At 50.9% G+C, this 19107-nt stretch carries 14 protein-coding genes; 12 read left to right on the top strand and 2 right to left on the bottom strand.

The window, feature by feature from the left end; translation table 11 throughout:
* Nucleotides 1–13 precede the first annotated feature (13 nt).
* The 12 genes from QWY82_RS00625 to QWY82_RS00570 all read left to right on the top strand — a co-directional run bounded on the left by QWY82_RS00625 (nucleotide 14) and on the right by QWY82_RS00570 (nucleotide 17263).
* Nucleotides 14–1084, top strand: a complete 1071-nt coding sequence (locus QWY82_RS00625) for a pilus assembly protein PilM (RefSeq protein WP_290259171.1) — start codon at nucleotides 14–16, stop codon at nucleotides 1082–1084.
* Nucleotides 1084–1650: a PilN domain-containing protein gene (locus QWY82_RS00620; protein WP_290259170.1), complete on the top strand. Its 567-nt coding sequence runs from the start codon at nucleotides 1084–1086 to the stop codon at nucleotides 1648–1650. The genes QWY82_RS00625 and QWY82_RS00620 overlap by 1 nt, the downstream gene beginning before the upstream one ends.
* Nucleotides 1651–1652: 2 nt before the next feature.
* Nucleotides 1653–2267: a type IV pilus inner membrane component PilO gene (locus QWY82_RS00615; RefSeq protein ID WP_290259169.1), complete on the top strand. Its 615-nt coding sequence runs from the start codon at nucleotides 1653–1655 to the stop codon at nucleotides 2265–2267.
* The gene (locus QWY82_RS00610) at nucleotides 2267–2794 is read left to right on the top strand and encodes a pilus assembly protein PilP (protein WP_290259168.1); all 528 of its coding nucleotides are present in this window, start codon (nucleotides 2267–2269) and stop codon (nucleotides 2792–2794) included. The genes QWY82_RS00615 and QWY82_RS00610 overlap by 1 nt, the downstream gene beginning before the upstream one ends.
* A 5-nt stretch (nucleotides 2795–2799) precedes the next feature.
* Nucleotides 2800–4983: a type IV pilus secretin PilQ gene (locus QWY82_RS00605; protein ID WP_290259167.1), complete on the top strand. Its 2184-nt coding sequence runs from the start codon at nucleotides 2800–2802 to the stop codon at nucleotides 4981–4983.
* Entirely contained in the window at nucleotides 4980–5492 is a 513-nt protein-coding gene (aroK, locus tag QWY82_RS00600; RefSeq protein WP_290259166.1) for a shikimate kinase AroK, read from the top strand. The genes QWY82_RS00605 and aroK overlap by 4 nt, the downstream gene beginning before the upstream one ends.
* Nucleotides 5493–5568: 76 nt before the next feature.
* Nucleotides 5569–6669, top strand: a complete 1101-nt coding sequence (gene aroB / locus QWY82_RS00595; protein ID WP_290259165.1) for a 3-dehydroquinate synthase — start codon at nucleotides 5569–5571, stop codon at nucleotides 6667–6669.
* A gap of 41 nt (nucleotides 6670–6710) precedes the next feature.
* A complete protein-coding gene (locus tag QWY82_RS00590) occupies nucleotides 6711–8231 on the top strand; it encodes an SPOR domain-containing protein (RefSeq protein WP_290259164.1) in 1521 nt (506 codons plus the stop codon).
* 387 nt (nucleotides 8232–8618) lie between these two features.
* On the top strand, nucleotides 8619–13067 hold the full coding sequence (gltB, locus tag QWY82_RS00585; RefSeq protein ID WP_290259162.1) for a glutamate synthase large subunit: 4449 nt from the start codon (nucleotides 8619–8621) through the stop codon (nucleotides 13065–13067).
* A gap of 27 nt (nucleotides 13068–13094) precedes the next feature.
* A complete protein-coding gene (locus QWY82_RS00580; protein WP_290259161.1) occupies nucleotides 13095–14513 on the top strand; it encodes an FAD-dependent oxidoreductase in 1419 nt (472 codons plus the stop codon).
* Between the two features lie 139 nt (nucleotides 14514–14652).
* On the top strand, nucleotides 14653–15717 hold the full coding sequence (gene hemE, locus QWY82_RS00575) for a uroporphyrinogen decarboxylase (protein ID WP_290259160.1): 1065 nt from the start codon (nucleotides 14653–14655) through the stop codon (nucleotides 15715–15717).
* A 175-nt stretch (nucleotides 15718–15892) separates the two neighbouring features.
* A complete protein-coding gene (locus QWY82_RS00570) occupies nucleotides 15893–17263 on the top strand; it encodes a cyclic di-GMP phosphodiesterase (RefSeq protein WP_290259159.1) in 1371 nt (456 codons plus the stop codon).
* A gap of 161 nt (nucleotides 17264–17424) precedes the next feature.
* Here the strand turns inward: QWY82_RS00570 and asd are convergent, their stop codons facing one another.
* Nucleotides 17425–18282, bottom strand: a complete 858-nt coding sequence (gene asd, locus QWY82_RS00565; protein WP_290259158.1) for an archaetidylserine decarboxylase — start codon at nucleotides 18280–18282, stop codon at nucleotides 17425–17427.
* A 23-nt stretch (nucleotides 18283–18305) separates the two neighbouring features.
* Nucleotides 18306–19103, bottom strand: coding sequence for a sulfurtransferase (locus QWY82_RS00560; RefSeq protein ID WP_290259157.1), 798 nt, complete (start codon nucleotides 19101–19103; stop codon nucleotides 18306–18308).
* Nucleotides 19104–19107 lie beyond the last annotated feature (4 nt).

The raw sequence follows: 19107 nt of genomic DNA, 5'->3' as shown, positions 1-19107 counted from the left end.
AATTGATAGGAAAATGGGAATTTTGGGATTTCTCGAGAAAAAGACAAAACCGGTAATCGGCCTGGATATCAGTTCCACGTCGGTCAAGCTGCTTGAGCTTTCCCGTCAGGGCGAGCGTTACCGCGTTGAAAGCTACGCTGTGCGGGCACTGCCGCCGAACGCCGTATCGGAGAAGAATATCGCCGATGTAGAGGTGGTGGCTGATGTGATCAAAAAGGTCGCGCAGCAAGCTAAATGCAAGACTCAGTATGCAGCGGTTGCTGTCGCAGGGTCTGCGGTCATCACCAAGTTGATCGAAATGCCCTCGGGGCTTTCCGACGACGCTATGGAAACGCAAATTTCCTTAGAGGCCGATCAATACATTCCCTACCCACTTGAAGAAGTGGCTATTGATTTTGAGGTGCAAGGCCCGTCGCCGCGCAACCCTGATCAAGTGGAAGTGTTGTTGGCTGCCTGTCGACGCGAAAATGTCGATTTGCGTTCGGCCGTGCTTGAGCAGGCCGGGTTGATTCCTAAAGTGGTGGATGTAGAAGCCTACACTATGGAGCGCGCCTTCTCCTTGGTCGCGCGTCAGTTTGAAGATGATTCCGATCAAGTGGTGGCCATCTTAGATATTGGCGCCACCATGACCACCTTAAGCGTGTTGCTCGAGGGCAAAACCATCTATACCCGCGAGCAGCTTTTCGGCGGCAAGCAATTAACCGAAGAAATTCAGCGTCGTTACGGTTTGTCGGCGGAAGAAGCTGGTCTGGCCAAAAAACAAGGTGGTTTGCCTGATGATTATGAAACCGAAGTGCTGCTTCAGTTTAAGGAATCAGTGGTTCAACAGGTGACTCGCTCATTGCAGTTCTTTTTTTCCTCGAGCCAATACAACGATGTTGACCATATTGTGTTAGCTGGCGGTGTTGCCGCGATGGAAGGCTTGGCAGAATTGATTGAAGAAAAACTAGGTACGCAGACCACAATCGCTAACCCTTTTTCCAGTATGTCTGTTTCACCTAAGGTAAATGCGGTAGCGCTGGCGGCTGATGCCCCTTCATTGATGATCGCAACCGGTTTGGCAATGAGGAGCTTTGAAGACTAATGTCACGCATAAACTTATTGCCTTGGCGCGATCAATACCGCCAAGAGAAAAAACAGGAATATTTCACCATCCTCGGGGGTGTGTTTATCATTGCCGCCGCTCTCGCTTATATGTGGGTTGCCAGTGTTGAGGGTGACATTGAATTTCAGAATCAACGCAATGCCACTCTTGAGCGCGAGATACAGCAGTTAGAAAAGCAAGTGGCTGAAATTCGCGACTTGAAAAAACGCAAAGCGGAACTGATAGACCGCATGCGTGTTATTCAAGGCTTGCAAGGCACAAGACCGGTAATCGTGCGCTATTTTGACGAGATGGCCCGCGCCATTCCCGATGGTGTTTTTGTCTTAAACTTGAAGCGCACGGGAGACAAAATTGATATTTCGGGCATTGCCGAATCAAACAATCGCGTCTCCTCGTTAATGCGAAATCTTGATGAGTCCGATTGGTTTCAATCGCCAAATTTGACTTCTGTGGCGGCTGCGCCAGAAGAGGGTGAGTTGGCAAATAAATTTAGCATGTCGGTGCGTACCGCTGTGCCGAAGTCAGAGCAAGAGGAAGGCAAATAATCATGGCGTTTGCAGATGCTCTTGAGCAAATTCAGAATTTTGATATAGCTGATGTCGATTGGGAAAAGATAGGCATATGGCCCGCATGGGTCAAGGCTATGCTGGCAATAATAATGGCCGTTGCGATTGGTGCATTAACCTATTTCCTTTTCGTTAAAGACTTGGAAGTTCAACTTGCTTCGTCCGCGGCCAAAGAAGTGCAGCTGAGGAAGTCGTTTGAAGATAAAAGTGAACAGGCCGCGAATCTTGAAGCCTATCGACAGCAAATGGTTGAAATGGAGCAGTCGTTAGGTGCGTTAGTTTCGCAGTTGCCGAGCGATACTGAAGTTCCTGGCCTGCTAGAAGATATTGATGAGAAGGGCTCATCAAGTGGTTTGTCCATCGACAGTATTAAACTTGAGCCCGAGGTTGCTGCGGAGTTTTATATCGAGCTGCCCATTAAAATTGTTGTTCAAGGTGGTTATCACGATTTTGGCGCCTTTGTGTCTGGTATTTCCAGCATGCCGCGCATCGTCACCTTGCACGATTACCTCATCGAGCCAAATAAGGAAGGTACCTTCCTGCAGATGAATATTTCGGCTAAAACCTACCGTTACAAGTCGCAGGGAGAGCAATAATGACATTGATTAATCGTATTGCTTTCTTAGTTGTTTGCGGCGGCTTGTCGGCTTGTAGTGTTCACGACGATTCTGATCTGAAGGCATATGTGGCAAGCGTAAAGGCTCGGCAGGCAGGGCCTATTGATCCTGTGCCTTCGTTTCGGCCTTATGAAGCGTTTAATTACGGCGCTATGCTGCTGAGAAGCCCCTTTGATCGACCTGTTGTTGAGTTGCAACAATTGTTGCGTTCTGCTGGTAAAAAAATCCAGCCTGATTTCAACAGAGAGCGCGAGCATCTCGAAAATTACTCGGTTAGCGTGTTGAAAATGGTGGGGACGATTGAGAAAGACGGCACCTTGTGGGCATTGGTCTCAGACGATAAAGGTGGCGTACATCGTGTGCGGCAAGGAAATTATGTCGGCCGTAATCATGGCCATGTCGTTTCCATTAATCAGGCTCAAATTGAGTTTTTAGAAATAGTGTCAGATGGCTTAAATGGTTGGATTGAAAGACCAAGAAGCTTACGAATTGAGGAAAAGGAATAGCAGCCATGAGTAATTTAATGAAATCACTGACCTGTTTGGGGTATAGAGTGGTTGCGATTGCGACCTTGATCGTTGGCGCAGGCGTGGCTCAGGCCAACACCATTCAGGATATAAAGTTCGCTGAGTTACCAGGTCAGCGTTTCGAGGTGCACTTGCAGTTCAGTGAGGCGCCCGTCACACCTGATGGCTACACCATCGATAAACCCGCGAGAATTGTGCTTGATTTCCCTGAGACGGATAACGCCCTGAGTCAGAAAAAGTATGCGCTGTCTTTTGAAAATGCCAAAGATGCAGCGATTGTAAGTGCCGGTGGCCGTACTCGCTTAATTATCTCGCTCGATGATTTACAGCCTTATTCGACTCGCATCGAAGGTAACCAGTTTATCCTTGCCGTTGGTGGTACCAATGTCGGTGACGCGATGGCCAAAGCGAACGTCGGTGGTAGCGCAGCTTTATCTCAGCAGACCAGTACTGCGAAAAGTGCAAATGATAAACCTGCCAATAGCCGAGTCAGTGTTGCTGACGTTGATTTCAAGCGCAATGCGCAGGGCGCTGGCGAATTGTACTTTACCCTTTCGGATGCTCATCTAGAGGTAGACGTTGACGAGGTAAGTAGTGGCGTTCGGGTTACCTTTATCAATACATTTTTAGAGCAAGAATTACGTCGTCGTTTGGATGTAACTGATTTCGCAACGCCTGTTACACAAGTTAATATGAATTATGATGGCCGCAATACCGTGGTGGATATTGCCGCACCTGGTCAGTTTGATTACATCGCTTACCAAGCTGACAATAACTATGTTATTAGTGTTAAGCCGCTCAATAAGCAAGAGTTGGAAGCTAAGAATGCCGCCTTTGCCTTTGTTGGCGACAAACTATCTTTGAATTTCCAAGATATCGAAGTGCGATCTGTGTTGCAGTTGATTGCCGACTTTACTGAACTAAATCTTGTGGCTTCCGATACGGTAAGTGGTCGTATTACCTTGCGCTTGGACAATGTGCCGTGGGATCAGGCCTTGGATTTAGTGTTAAAGACCAAGGGCTTGGATAAGCGCCAGATTGGTAATGTGTTGATGGTCGCGCCGGCGGCTGAGATCGCCGAGCGCGAGCGCCAAGAGCTGGAAACTAAAAAGCAATTGGAGGAATTGGCTCCTCTGCGCACAGAGTACATTCGCGTGCGTTACGCCAACGCGAAAGAGTTGTTCGAATTGTTTAAAGGTCAAAGGGAGAGCGGTAGTGGTAGGGACTTTGGTGGTGGAAGCGGTAGTAGCAGCAGCGATAGAAATTCAACAGGATCGCTTTTGTCTGAGCGCGGTCGAGCCATCGTCGATGAGCGCACTAACTCGATTATCCTCACAGATACCGAAGAAAAAATTACCGAGTTCAAGAAAGTTATCGCCGAGGTTGATATTCCTATCCGGCAAGTAATGATTGAAGCGCGCATTGTAATTGCCAATACTGATTTCCGTGAAGAGTTAGGCGTTCGTTGGGGTGGATTAGGGTTCAGTAATAATGATAATAGCCAAGGTAGATTTACGGGCTCTCTAGAAACCTTAGATTATGATGTAGACGACGATACCGGTCAGATCGAGTTTGACTTGAGTGATTCCATGATGATTGATCTCGGGGTTGTTAACCCGGCTGGTGCTATTACCGCGGCCTTCGTCGACGATAATACCTACTTAGCTCTGGAGTTGTCTGCGCTCGAGGATTCTGGTCACGCCGAAGTGGTATCCCAGCCAAAGGTGATTACCGGCGACAAGCAAAAAGCCACTATTATGTCCGGTACTGAGATTCCTTACCAGGAGGCCTCCTCCAGCGGTGCTACCACAACTTCTTTTAAAGAGGCTGTATTGAAACTGGATGTCACGCCACAGATAACGCCAGATAACCACATCATTATGGAGCTTCAAATCCATAAGGACAGTGTGGGTGAAATTACTCCAACGGGTATTCCCTCCATTGATGTAACTCAGTTAAATACCAAAGTACTTGCTGCAGATGGCGAAACTATCGTGCTGGGTGGAATCTTTCAGACTGAGCAGGTTAAGGGAGTCACTAAGGTTCCTTTCTTTGGCGATATTCCCTACTTAGGCCGTGCCTTCCGTCAGGATGTAACGAGTGAGAACAAAACTGAATTGTTGATCTTTATTACTCCTCGCATCATGTCGGACAATTTTGCTCAGTGAGTCGTCCGGTCTTTCTTGTCGGCCCCATGGGGGCCGGCAAAACTACTATCGGTAAACTACTTGCACAACAGCTGGGTTATCCCTTCAAAGATTCGGATAGAGAAATTGAAGAGCGCACTGGTGCTGATATTCCTTGGATATTTGATGTCGAAGGGGAAGCAGGCTTTCGGCAGCGAGAGGTTGCTGTGTTAGCCGATCTGTCACTGCAGGGGCAGCTTGTTATTGCGACGGGCGGCGGCATCGTTATGCGAGAAGAAAATCGCCAATGCCTTAAATCCTCAGGGATTGTCTTTTATTTAACGGCATCCACAGAGCAATTGCTGGAGCGCACGGCAAAGGATAAGCGAAGGCCTTTATTGCAGGTCGCCGATCCGGAGTCTCGCATTCGCGAACTTCTGGCTATTCGCGATCCTTTGTATGCCGAGGTCGCGACTCACATCATTGATACCGAACAGCGAGCGCCAAAGCTGGTTGCACAGGAAATGGCTGCATTGGTTCGATCTTCCTAACTAAGTCGAGGGCTGCTTAAGCAGCCTTAGATGTAGAAATCTGCTATTGTTCCGACTTTTGAATTCGGGGGTAAAAATGCAGATTGTACAGGTTGATTTGGGTGATCGCAGTTACCCCATCTATATTGGTTCCGGCCTGTTGGCTGAGCCGAGTTTATTTTTACCTCACATCAAAAGTGATCAGGTCTGTATTGTTACTAACAGTACAGTGGGCCCTTTATACCAATCCAGACTTCAATCGAGCTTGAAGGATAAGCAGGGGGCGCAAGTTCAATTGCCGGATGGCGAAGCCCATAAAAACTTTGCCACATTAAACCTGATCTTCGATGGTTTGTTGCAAGCTCGGCACAATCGCAACACAACATTAATCGCACTAGGGGGTGGGGTTGTTGGCGATATGTGTGGATTTGCAGCAGCTAGCTATCAACGCGGCGTTAATTTTATTCAGGTGCCAACCACTTTGCTGTCCCAGGTGGACTCCTCGGTGGGTGGTAAAACAGGCATCAACCATCCGCTCGGCAAAAATATGATTGGCGCCTTCTATCAACCACAAGCGGTGATCATCGATATTGATTTGCTTGCAACTTTGCCCGCTCGTGAGATTTCAGCGGGCTTGGCGGAAGTTATTAAATACGGTTTGTTGGGCGATGCTGAGTTTTTGCGGTGGTTGGAGTTGAATATTGAGCGCTTGGTCGCGCTCGACCCAGATGCGCTGATTTATGCTATTCGGCGGTCGTGTGAGAACAAAGCAAAAATTGTTGCTGCCGATGAACGCGAGGGTGGTGTTCGCGCTTTGTTAAACTTAGGCCATACCTTTGGACATGCCATTGAGACGCAGTTGGGCTATGGCAATTGGTTGCATGGCGAGGCAGTGGGTGCCGGTATGATGTTGGCGGCCGAGCTGTCTGAAAAGTTGGGCTGGTTGGCTGCTAAGGATGTCGTCCGGGTGCGTGGTTTATTGGAAAAGGCACAGCTCCCTATTGCTGCCCCTAAGTCGATGACGGTTGACCAATTTTTAGCACATATGAGCGTCGATAAAAAAGTGATGGATGGCCGCTTGCGCTTTGTTTTGTTGAAGGCCTTAGGTGAGGCGGTGGTGGTCAACGATGTTGGACTAAGTGATTTGCAACACGTGCTACAGGCATCCATAAGTTCTGGGCTTGCCGATACTCATTAAAGGCGTTAGCCTGAACAAAAAATACACAAGGGTGGATCTGTATGGCAGACAGCGCAGACAAAACGGCGGCAAACTTCCGCAATCTGCGCGTCGAAGCTGAAGACTTGTCGACGCAGTCGGAGCCGTTATTGGATTATATTCAGCTATTTGGCTTGACGCAGCCAGCCTTTGAGAAAGGCCTCGGTGGTTTTTTTACCGCCCATGGGCGCCAATCTTTACTTGCCCAGTTAATTCATCTGCTGCATTTTTCCGATAATGTTTCGGCACTGGTTGGTCCTCCCGGTGTAGGTAAGACGACACTAATCCAGCAGATCTATACGCAGTTATCGAGCGAAGACTATGTGTTCTATCGCGCTGGTATCGAGCTCGGTTCGCCCAGTGAATTGTTGTTTAACCTTGCAAAAACCATCGGCCTTGCGGTTGCTGAGCAGGATTCGGAGCAGCGATTGCGCGCCCGCTTACGGGAGTGGAGCGAATTTAGCGGCGGTAGCTTGCAGGTCTATATTTTGCTCGATGACGCCGATGTGTTGCAGCCGCAAACGCTCAAAGCCTTACTCGATTTAGTTAACCCCGATGATTCGGGCACTTGCTGGCATTTGTTGCTCGTAGGCTCCGCCGATTTGGCTGATAAATTGCAATCTGTTCATCAGCCTGATGCAGAACCGCCGCAAATATTTTCCATGCCTGATATCAGCCAGGAATTCGTCGCCGATTATTTAGCTTTTCGTTTAGCGGATGCAGGTTTTGACAGTGTCAGCCCCTTTAGTGAAGTGGATGAGGAGTCTATTTGGCTGACCAGTAGCGGCGACTTGAATCGCGTTAATGCGATGGCCGAAATCCACTTGTTGGAAAAGGCTAGTGCCCCAATTCAAGCCACCATGAGAATACCTTGGCTGCATCTATCAGCGCTGGCAGTGCTCTGCTTAATTTTAGCGATTGCTTGGTGGGGTTATGACGGTGATTCAGCGGCTAATACAGTTAGCACCCCAGTGGTACTAGTGCCACAGGCTGCTGTTGAGGTGCCGGCGCCAGCACCGGTTGTTGCACCCATCAGCGAGCCAATAGTATCGTCTTCGGCTGGCACGTCTGTTAGAGCGACTGATGAGTCCACAACCGATGTAGCTATAGATGATCCATTGATGGTTTCAGGTGGGCATGTTAGGTCGGCGCCACAACCCACGGTGATCACACCTGGACAGCAGCTTGAGTCTCTTCATCAACCAGTGGTTGAAACACCAAAAGCAGCTGTGACCCCTTTGCCTGCATTTGCAGGAGACGAGCTGCTGCTGCTAGCCTTGCCGGCAGAGCACTTTACCTTGCAAGTCTTAGCGGCTGAGTCCAAGGCTGGGGTCGAGCGCTTTATAGAGGCAAACGCCAGTCAGCCCTTGCGTTGGTATACCACTAAACGCGACGGTAAGCCTTGGTACGTGGTGGTCTTGGGTGATTACGAGAGCTCGGATGCCGCGCGACAAGCAACGCAAAGACTCCCCAAAAATCTGCAGAAAGCGGGCCCTTGGCCGCGCACATTGGCCTCTGTCCAGCAGCAAATAAACGAAAATTAAACACTTTAGCAATATTGAATCGGTCACTAACGCCTAGCTTTCCAATCATTGCGCGACTCAACTTGCACCCGAATGGCTTAGCGGGTAACATTCTGCGCCCATTTGCCCTGTAAACAGCAGAAACTGCAGTACAGTTTGGTAGGTGGGATCTGAGGGACCTCTGTGCGGGATCTGATTCAACGAGTGATTTGGCGTAAGTTTAGTGAACTGGCGCTGAATCTGGAATCTCTAGCATCACCGGCAATATCGATATTTTGAGCGTCAGCGGGCTTTGCCTGCTGTGGTTACTGCGCTCTACTGATTGCTCACAGAGGGCTTTAGGGCGCGCTTGGTTGCCCTAAACCAACCCTTGCTTAGCGGAATTCTTAACGATTTGAAGGACTGTTTATGAGCACTGGCCTGTACCGGTTAGACGAGTTCAAAGACAACTGTGGCTTTGGCTTGATTGCCCACTTAAAAGGTGAAACCAGCCACCGGTTGCTAACAACGGCTATCGAAGCTTTGACCTGCATGACGCACCGCGGTGGCATTGCTGCCGACGGTAAAACCGGTGACGGCTGCGGGTTGCTACTGCAAAAGCCAGACAGTTTCATGCGTTCGTTGGCTGAAGAAGCCGGTTGTTTGCCCTTGACCAATGTCTACGGTGTTGGCGTGATGATGCTCAGCACCGATGCCGAGCTCGCCGAAACACAAAAGAAAATTGTTAATGAAGAGATTGCCGCCAAGGGCTTGACCCTTGCGGGTTGGCGCCAGATGCCAACGGACAATGCCTGCCTCGGGCCGATTGCTTTGGAATCAGTGCCGTCTTTTTATAATGTGTTCGTCAATTGTGAGGGCATGACTGACGAGCAATTGAATGCCAAGCTATTTATTGTTCGCAGGAAAGCAGAGCTGCGTTTGGCGGCGGATGTAAGCTTCTATGTGGGTAGCCTCAATGCCAAGGTGATGTCCTTTAAAGGCTTAATGATGCCGGTAGACTTGCCGCGCTTCTTTTTGGACCTAGCGGACAAGCGTTTAGAGACGGCGATCTGTGTATTCCACCAGCGCTTCTCGACCAATACCTTGCCTCGTTGGCCTTTGGCGCAGCCCTTTAGATTGTTGGCGCACAACGGTGAAATTAACACCATCACCGCGAACCGCAATTGGTCTGTGGCGCGCACGCCAAAATTTCAAACCAATTTATTGCCCGAGCTGAATGAAATCACGCCCCTGGTAAACCGCACCGGTTCTGACTCATCGAGTTTGGATAATATGCTCGAAGTGTTACTCGCCGGTGGTATGGAGTTACACCGCGCCGTGCGCATGTTAGTGCCGCCAGCGTGGCAAAACGTCGAGCATATGGACCCAGATTTACGCGCCTTCTACGAATATAACTCCATGCACATGGAGCCGTGGGATGGCCCGGCCGGTTTGGTTATTACCGACGGCCGCTACGCGGTGTGTACCTTAGACCGCAACGGTTTGCGCCCGTCGCGTTATGTCATCACTAAAGATGATTTTATTACCGTCGCCTCGGAAGTGGGCGTACACGGCTATAAGCCTGAAGACGTTGTGGCCAAAGGTCGTTTAGGCCCTGGGCAAATGCTCTCGATCGACACTGAGACGGGCAAGCTATTTTTTAGTGAAGACATCGATAAGATGTTAAAAGACGCGCAGCCCTATAAGCAGTGGCTGTCAAAGCGTGCCACCCGTTTACGCGCCGATTACAATGGCCCGGCGATTGATAATCAGTTCACCATGGACGAGTTCTTCCGCCACCAAAAGTTATTCCAAGTAACCTTTGAAGAGCGCGATCAGGTCATTCGTCCCTTGGCCGAAGGTGGTCAAGAAGCTGTCGGTTCTATGGGCGACGATACGCCTATGGCCGTGCTATCGGAAAAAGAGCGCTGTTTATACGATTTCTTCCGCCAGCAGTTTGCGCAAGTGACGAATCCGCCAATAGATCCGCTACGCGAATCTATTGTGATGTCGCTAGAAACCTGTTTGGGCGCAGAGAAGTCCGTGTTCGAGCATGTGGAAGATCACGCTGATCGCTTGATCTTGTCATCGCCGGTATTAACCTGGGCTAAGTGCGACTATATTTTAAAGTTCGACAAGCCAGGTTACCGGGTTCGCAAGTTCAGTTTGTATTTCGATCCTGCGCAAAAAGATTTGCGCCAGGCCATTGTCGATTTATGTGATGAAGTTGAAGCCGCGGTGCGCGAAGGCACGGTGATCGCCGTACTGTCTGATCGCGATGTGGAAACGGATAAACTGCCGATTCACGCCTTGTTGGCGACCGGTGCCGTGCATGCGCGCTTGGTAAAAACCGGCCTGCGCTGTAACTCCAATATTATTGCCGACACCGCGACTGCGCGTGATTCGCATCAAATTGCCTGTTTGATTGGCTATGGTGCCACCGCCGTTCACCCCTACCTGAGTTACAGTGTCATCAATCACTTAATTCAAACCGGTGAAATGCTCGACGATGCCGCCACCGCGCAGAAGCGTTATGTGACGGCTATCTGTAAAGGCCTGTTGAAAATTCTCTCCAAGATGGGTATCTCAACGGTGGCCTCCTATCGCGGTGCCTACTTGTTTGAAATTATCGGTCTGAACTCGGACGTGGTTGATTTGTGTTTCCCCGAAACGCCGAGCCGCATTGAAGGCGCTGGTTTTGACGATTTGCAATCCGATGTGGTTAAACTTTTAAGTTACGCCAACAAAGCCCGCAAACCTATCCAGCCAGGCGGTTTACTCAAATATATGCACGGCCAGGAGTATCACGCCTTTAACCCGGATGTTGTGCAGACGCTGCAAAAGGCCGTGCAAACCGGTGACTACAGTGTATGGCGCGACTACGCCGGTTTGGTCAACGATCGGCCCACCGCCACACTGCGCGATCTCTTGAAAATCAAAGACAACATCACTCCCGTGCCCTTGGACGAAGTGGAATCTGTGGCATCGATTGTTAAGCGCTTCGACTCAGCCGCTATGTCCTTAGGTGCCTTATCGCCCGAGGCGCACGAGGCTTTAGCGCAGGCGATGAACACCTTAGGCGGTCGCTCGAACAGCGGCGAAGGCGGGGAAGATCCCGCGCGCCACGGCACCATTAAATCGTCGAAAATTAAGCAGGTTGCGTCCGGCCGCTTTGGTGTTACGCCTGAGTATTTGGTTAACGGTGAAGTACTGCAAATCAAAGTGGCGCAGGGCGCCAAGCCCGGCGAAGGCGGGCAGTTGCCCGGTGGTAAAGTTAATGCGTTGATTGCGCGCTTGCGTTACTCAGTGCCAGGCGTGACCTTAATTTCTCCGCCGCCGCATCACGATATTTATTCGATTGAAGATTTGGCGCAGCTCATTTACGACCTGAAGCAAGTTAACCCAGACGCGTTGGTGTCGGTTAAATTGGTGTCGCGCCCTGGCGTTGGTACTATTGCGGCGGGTGTTGCTAAAGCCTATGCGGATTTAATTACTATTTCTGGTTATGACGGCGGTACCGCAGCCAGCCCGATCACGTCTATTCGCTACGCTGGCTCGCCTTGGGAGTTGGGCCTGTCTGAAACCCATCAGATGCTGCGCGCCAATAATTTGCGCGGCAAGGTGCGGGTGCAAACCGACGGCGGCTTAAAGTCTGGCTTGGATGTTGTTAAAGCGGCAATGTTAGGCGCGGAAAGCTTTGGCTTCGGTACGGCGCCCATGGTGGCCTTAGGTTGTAAGTATTTACGCATCTGCCATTTGAATAACTGTGCTACCGGCGTGGCAACGCAAAACGATAGATTGCGACGCGATCACTATATCGGTACCGTCGATATGGCGATGAACTTCTTTAAATTTATGGCGGAAGAAACTCGCGAGTGGATGGCGCGCCTAGGCGTTCGCACACTTGAGGAGCTTGTCGGCCGGGTTGATTTATTGGAGACCATTGAAGGTCGAACCAAACGTCAATCACAGTTAGATTTAAGCCCAGTAATTTATAGCGATGATTTTTTAGCGTCCAAACCTCAAACCTGCCAGCAGGCGCGTAACCAGCCCTTTGATGAAGGTCAGCTGGCCGAGACGATGGTGGCGACCTTGTTGCCCGCTATTGAAGCGAAAAGCGGTGGCGAGTTTGCGTTTAGGGTTACCAACTGCGACCGCTCCATTGGCGCGCGTTTGAGTGGTGAAATTGCCAAGCGCCACGGCAATTTGGGTATGAGTGATAGCCCCATCAAGCTAAAACTCACCGGTGTGGCGGGTCAAAGTTTTGGCGTGTGGAATGCCGGTGGTTTGGAGTTGTACTTGGAGGGCGACGCCAACGATTATGTGGGCAAGGGTATGGCCGGTGGTAAGTTGGTTATTCGTCCGCCGAAAATTTCCTCGTTCAAGTCACAGGAAACCTCGATTATTGGCAACACCTGTTTATACGGTGCAACCGGCGGAAAATTGTTTGCTGCGGGCACGGCGGGCGAGCGCTTCGCTGTGCGCAACTCGGGTGTGCAGGCTGTGGTGGAAGGGGCAGGCGATCACTGCTGCGAATACATGACCGGTGGTGTTGTTGCGGTGCTTGGAAAAGTAGGCGTGAACTTTGGCGCCGGTATGACCGGTGGTTTCGCCTATGTGCTCGATATTGAGCGCAGCTTCTCAGATCGCTATAACCGCGAGTTGGTCGAAATTGCGCGTATCAACAATGAAGAGTTGGAAGCGCATCAAACGCACTTGCAGCAAATTATTGAAGAATTTGTTGCCGAAACCGGTAGCGAGTGGGGCCAATATTTATTGGATAACTTCACCGACCTGATTGGCAAGTTCTGGCTGGTTAAGCCGAAGGCCGCGAGCTTGGATGGTTTGCTCAAGCAAACTGTTGCAAGCCCGCAGTAACCAAACAGAATTTTAGAGGAAGCATCTATGTCAGCTCGCTTAAATAATCATTTTCAGTTTATCGACGTGGGTCGCCAAGACCCCGCGAAAAAATCACTGAAAACCCGTAAACATGAGTTTGTGGAAATCTACAAGCCCTATACGGAAGAGGAAGTGAAAGATCAAAGCCACCGCTGTTTGGAGTGTGGCAACCCTTATTGTGAGTGGAAGTGCCCAGTACATAATTTCATCCCCAACTGGTTAAAGCTGATTAGCGAAGGCAATATTTTCGAAGCGGCCGAGTTGAGCCACCAAACCAATTCACTGCCCGAAGTGTGCGGTCGCGTTTGTCCGCAAGATCGTTTGTGCGAAGGTGCTTGCACACTCAACGACGGCTTCGGCGCGGTGACCATCGGCAACGCCGAAAAATACATTACCGATACCGCGTTCGCCATGGGTTGGAAGCCCGATATGTCGAAAGTGGTTTGGACTGATAAAAAAGTGGCCATCATTGGCGCCGGCCCCGCCGGTATTGGCTGTGCGGATATTCTGGTGCGCAATGGTGTTAAGCCTGTGGTATTCGATAAATACCCGGAGATAGGTGGTCTATTAACCTTCGGCATCCCCGAGTTTAAATTGGAAAAGTCGGTGTTGAGCCGTCGCCGTGAAATCTTCACCGAGATGGGCATCGAATTTCGCTTAAACACAGAAATTGGTAAGGATGTTTCCATGGCCGATTTGCTGCGCGATTACGACGCGGTATTTATGGGTATGGGGACTTACAAGTATATGAAAGGCGGTTTCCCTGGCGAAGAGCTGGCGGGCGTTTACGATGCGCTACCATTCCTCGTTGCCAACGTGAACCGCAATATGGGCTTTGAAAAAGACCCGGCCGATTTTATTAGCGTGGCGGGTAAGCGCGTGGTGGTGTTAGGCGGTGGTGATACGGCTATGGATTGCAACCGCACCTCTATTCGCCAGCAGGCGGCATCGGTGACTTGCGCCTACCGTCGCGATGAAGAAAACATGCCGGGTTCTAAACGCGAAGTGGTAAATGCCAAGCAGGAAGGTGTGAAGTTTATTTTCAACCGTCAGCCGGTTGAAATTGTCGGCGATGGCAAAGTGGAAGGCGTTAAAGTGGTGACCACTCAGCTGGGCGCACCCGATGAAAATGGTCGTCGCCGGCCGGAAGTCGTACCGGGTTCGGAGCAAATTGTACCGGCCGATACGGTATTGGTGGCGTTCGGTTTCCAACCTAGCCCGGCGCCTTGGTTCGAAGAGCACGGCATTAAGATTAATAGTTGGGGCGGTGTTGAAGCGGCTGAGCATCAAGAATTTAAGTTTCAAACCTCCAACCCCAAAGTATTCGCCGGCGGCGATATGGTGCGTGGCTCTGACTTGGTGGTTACGGCTATTTGGGAAGGGCGCGAAGCAGCTCAAGGCATCTTGGATTATTTGGATGTCTAGGGCCTTGGGTGCCTAGCCCACCAAAAACCAGTCCAGCAAAAGGCCCTCACTGCAGGGCCTTTTGTTTTTGCGGGCTAGCAAACTGTACGATGCCAAGCGCAGGCCTTACAATGCGCCCACTGAAAATGAAGTGAAGCCCATGACAGAACTTAAAAACGACCGTTTCCTGCGCGCGCTGCTGCGCCAGCCTGTTGATGTAACCCCCGTGTGGATGATGCGCCAAGCTGGGCGTTATTTGCCTGAGTACCGCGCTTCGCGTGCTAAGGCTGGTGATTTTATGGGCTTGTGTACCAACCCCGATATGGCTTGTGAGGTTACCTTGCAGCCCTTGGAGCGCTACCCCTTGGACGCTGCGATTTTATTTTCGGATATTCTCACCATTCCCGATGCCATGGGCTTGGGTCTATATTTTGAAACCGGTGAAGGCCCGCGCTTTAAAAAGCCTGTGCGCACAGAAGCCGATATTCAGGCGCTCAAGGTGGTCAACCCCCATCAAGATCTGCCTTATGTGGTAAACGCTGTTAAAACTATCCGTCGCGAGCTCAATGGCCGCGTGCCTTTAATTGGCTTTTCTGGCAGCCCTTGGACTTTGGCGACCTACATGGTTGAGGGTGGCTCGAGTAAAGATTTCAGGCGCGCCAAGACCATGGCCTTCGATCAGCCTGAATTAATGCACCAGCTGCTGACGGTGCTGGCGGATTCGGTAGTTGTCTATCTAAACGCCCAAATTGAAGCCGGCGCTCAGGCGGTGCAAATTTTTGATACTTGGGGTGGCGCTCTATCTCATGCCGCCTATCAAGAGTTCTCGCTGGCCTATATGCAGCGCATCGTTGCCGGCCTAATTCGCGAACGCGAAGGTCGCAAAGTACCGGTTATCCTGTTTACTAAGGGCGGCGGCCAGTGGCTCGAGCTTTTGGCCAACACTGGTGCCGATGCCTTAGGGCTAGATTGGACCACCGATATAGGTATCGCCAAGGCGCGTGTCGGCGATAGAGTGGCACTGCAGGGCAATATGGACCCAACCATGCTTTATGCCAACTCCGCTCGTATTGAGGCGGAGGTTGGCCAGATATTGGCGTCCTTCGGCAAGGGCAATGGCCATGTTTTCAACCTTGGCCACGGAATAACGCCCGAGGTAGATCCCGCCAATGCGGGGGCGTTTATCGATGCCGTTCATCAGCTTTCGGCCGCCTACCATCAGTAATCCTTGCGATGTGTGACGCTGGTCTTACGTCAAACTCGCCAAACGGCTAAGAAAGACGCTAAAATCATCTATTAACTCAAGCGCTTAGGTGCTAAACCTATGTTTGATGTTAAGTTTACCCAGCCCAGTTTGCCCACTGGCGCATAGGATAAGATTCAGCAACGAGGAAGTTGCCTTGGCGATCAAACAGTTAAAAGTCGATGTTAATGAGCTAACCCTTGGCATGTTTGTGTCAGGTCTGGATAGGCCATGGTCGCAAACGCCTTTCCCCTTGCAGGGTTTCTACATTCGCGAGCTGGATGAAATTAAGCAGCTCAAGGCCCATTGCAAGCACGTTTATATCGATGTTGCCAAAGGTAAGGGCCCGGTTGCGGCTCGTTTGAAAACCCTGGGTAAAACCACTGGCTCAGCCTCTCAGGCGGGTGCTGGTCAACGCGTTGCAAAAAATACATCGGCCAACATTCCAGTGGCACCGCTTAAAATTAAGCGCAATGTTTACCAGCAAAAGTCGGCCCTCAACAAAGAAGTGGCCGTCGCCAAAGAGCTGCACCAGCAGGTGTACCACGCGATGGAGCAGGTGCTGAGTCAACTGGAAAAGGGCGGTGATATTCCCGTTAAAGACACCAAGCGCGCGGCGTCGCAGATGGTGGATTCGGTGGTTAGAAATCCGGATGCGTTTACTTGGCTGGCGCGGGTGCGCGAAGTGGATGAGCACACCTACACCCACGCCATGCGGTCGTCTGTTTGGGGCATTTTATTTGGCCGCCATATTGGCCTTGGTAAAACTGACCTCGATACTTTGGCGCTGGGTATCCTTCTAAAAGATGTGGGCAAGGTCAATATCGATGCCGGCTTGATTGCACAAAAAGTGCGTTCGCCGGCCGATGAGTTGGAATACGAGAAATTTGTGTTGCACGGCTGCGATATCCTTCGGCAAATGCCGGGTATCGAGCCGCGTGTTATTGCCGTGGTGAAAACCCACTGCGAACGCTTAAATGGCAGCGGTTTTCCGCAGCACTTGCGCGGCGATAAGATTCCCCTGCTCGGTAAAATTGCCGGTATCGTAACCTTCTATGACGACACCACCAACCCTCGTGGTGAAGCCTACCCCTTGGCGCCATCAAAGGCGGTGGCCAAGTTGTACGAATTGCGCGACGTGCAATTTCAAGAAGAACTGGTGGTTGAGTTTATTCGCGCCATCGGGCTTTACCCCACCGGCACATTGGTTGAGTTATCGACCGGCGAAGTGGGCGTTGTGGTGGAGCAAAACTTCGAGCGCCGCTTGAAACCCAAAGTTATGCTGGTGCTGGATTCTTGCAAACACCAAATGCGCAAGCCAATGTTGCTGGATTTAGCGGAAGACGATCGGCAAAAGCAGGCCTTGATCGACTCAGGTAAAAAGCGCTTGTCCGAGATTGAAAAAATAGAGATTGCTCAGGATTTAGAGCCTGGTAGCTACGATGTGGATATTGCCCAAATCCGCGACGAATATTTATTTAAACCGGTAAAGAAAGGTTGGTTGTCCGGCATATTTGGTCGGGACTAAATAAAAAAAGGCTCCGGAATAGGAGCCTTTTTTTATGACAAGTCTGTGTATTTTAATGGCGTTAGGCGTCGCCGAAGTAGCAATTGTTTTTATACTCACTGTAGCCTGTAGCCTGTAGCCTGTAGCCTGTAGCCTGTAGCTTGTAGCTTGTAGCTTGTAGCCTACCTCTCCAACATCTCACCAAGCTTTTGTCCCATTACAGTGGCTGTACCTGCGCGGTAGCTTTGGTCCCACGTCATAACATCTGGGCCAAACACCACAATGGCGGTAGAGCCTAACTTGAAGCGCCCCATCTCCTCGCCCTTCTGCAATTGCACATCGGGCATGGTGTCGTAGTTAGTGCGCTTTACTTCGCGGCGATAGGGCGTGATTTGGCCGGCCCAGACTGTCTCGATTGAAGCGACAATCATAGCGCCCACTAACACCAATGCCATAGGGCCTGCGTCTGTCTCGAAAAAGCAGACCAGGCGTTCATTGCGCGCGAATAAGCGTGGCACATTATCAGCCGTTGCTTCGTTAACGGAAAAAAGATCGCCGGGCACATGCACCATTTGGGTAAGCTTGCCGGCAAGGGGCATGTGCACGCGATGGTAGTCCTTTGGCGATAAATACACGGTGGCAAACTTACCGCCCATAAATGGCGCCGCAGCCTCTGGGTCGCCGCCGAGCAATTCGGTCAGGCTGTAATCTTGCCCCTTGGCTTGGAATACTCGGCCGAGCTCAATGTCGCCCAGTTGTGAAATGGCGCCATCGGCGGGGCTAACAATGGACAGTGTATCGGTATCAATCGGTCTCGCGCCGGGCTTGAGTGCGCGTGTGAAAAAATCGTTGAAGCTGGCATAGCGGCAGGGGTTTTCCTCTAAGGCTTCAGACATATCCACTTGATAGCGCTCGACAAACCAGCGAGTGAAGGGGTCTTTAATCCAGCTGATGGAGGTGTCAGCCAGCCAGCCAGCGGCGCGCGAGAGCGCGTGTTGTGGAATGACATACTGTAAGTTTGCAAAAAATTTCGGGTTCATGGGTTTATCCGAGGTTAAAAATTCTAAACGTCAACGGGGGTGTCTGGGTGATTACCCCATTCACTCCAAGAGCCAGAGTAGGCGCGAATACTAAAGCCCAAAGTTTTACCGACTAAGTAGGTAAATCCCGAGCGATGATGGGTTTGGCAGTGGGTTATGATGGTTTTACTTCTGTCGATGCCTAAGTTTGCCAACAGGGTTTTGGCGTCGTCGCGAATGCGCAATTGGCGCTGCTGGTCCATTAATTGTGTCCACTCGCAATTTATCGCACCGGGAATGTGGCCCGCTTTTTGTGCGAACACTTTTTCGCCGCGGTATTCCGCAGGGCTGCGTGCGTCCCAGACGACGAAATCCTTGTTGCCGAGCTGGGGCAGAATATCTTCAATGTCGACTGTGAACTGATGGTTAACGTACAGCTTATACGGCACCGGTTGTGGCTGTGGCATTGCGTCGGTCAAGTCACGGTTTTCGGCTTTCCAGGCCAGTAAGCCGCCGTTCAGATAGGAATACTTTTGATGGCCGATGACGTCGAGAAGCCAAATCATACGCCCGGCCCAGCCGCCACCCTCGTCGTCGTACACCACCACGTGATGCTCGGCGGTTAAACCCAAGCGGGAAAAAAGTGCCGTTAGGCGCGCTTCATCGGGTTGCTTTCCCACGGCGGGTGGCGTGCCTGCCATTATCTCTTGGGGTAAAACACTATGCGCATTAGGAATGTGGCCTGCGTGGTAGGTTTGCTCATTGCATAAATCAATGAGCAAGAGTTTGGGGTTGCTCAATTCTTGTGCAAGTTGGGCCGGCTCAATGATTAGGGGCAGCATAGGG

Source organism: Simiduia curdlanivorans (assembly GCF_030409605.1).
GTDB lineage: Bacteria > Pseudomonadota > Gammaproteobacteria > Pseudomonadales > Cellvibrionaceae > Simiduia > Simiduia curdlanivorans.
Note: the sequence above shows the minus strand (reverse complement) of the source record. Positions and strands in the feature narration are given on the sequence as shown.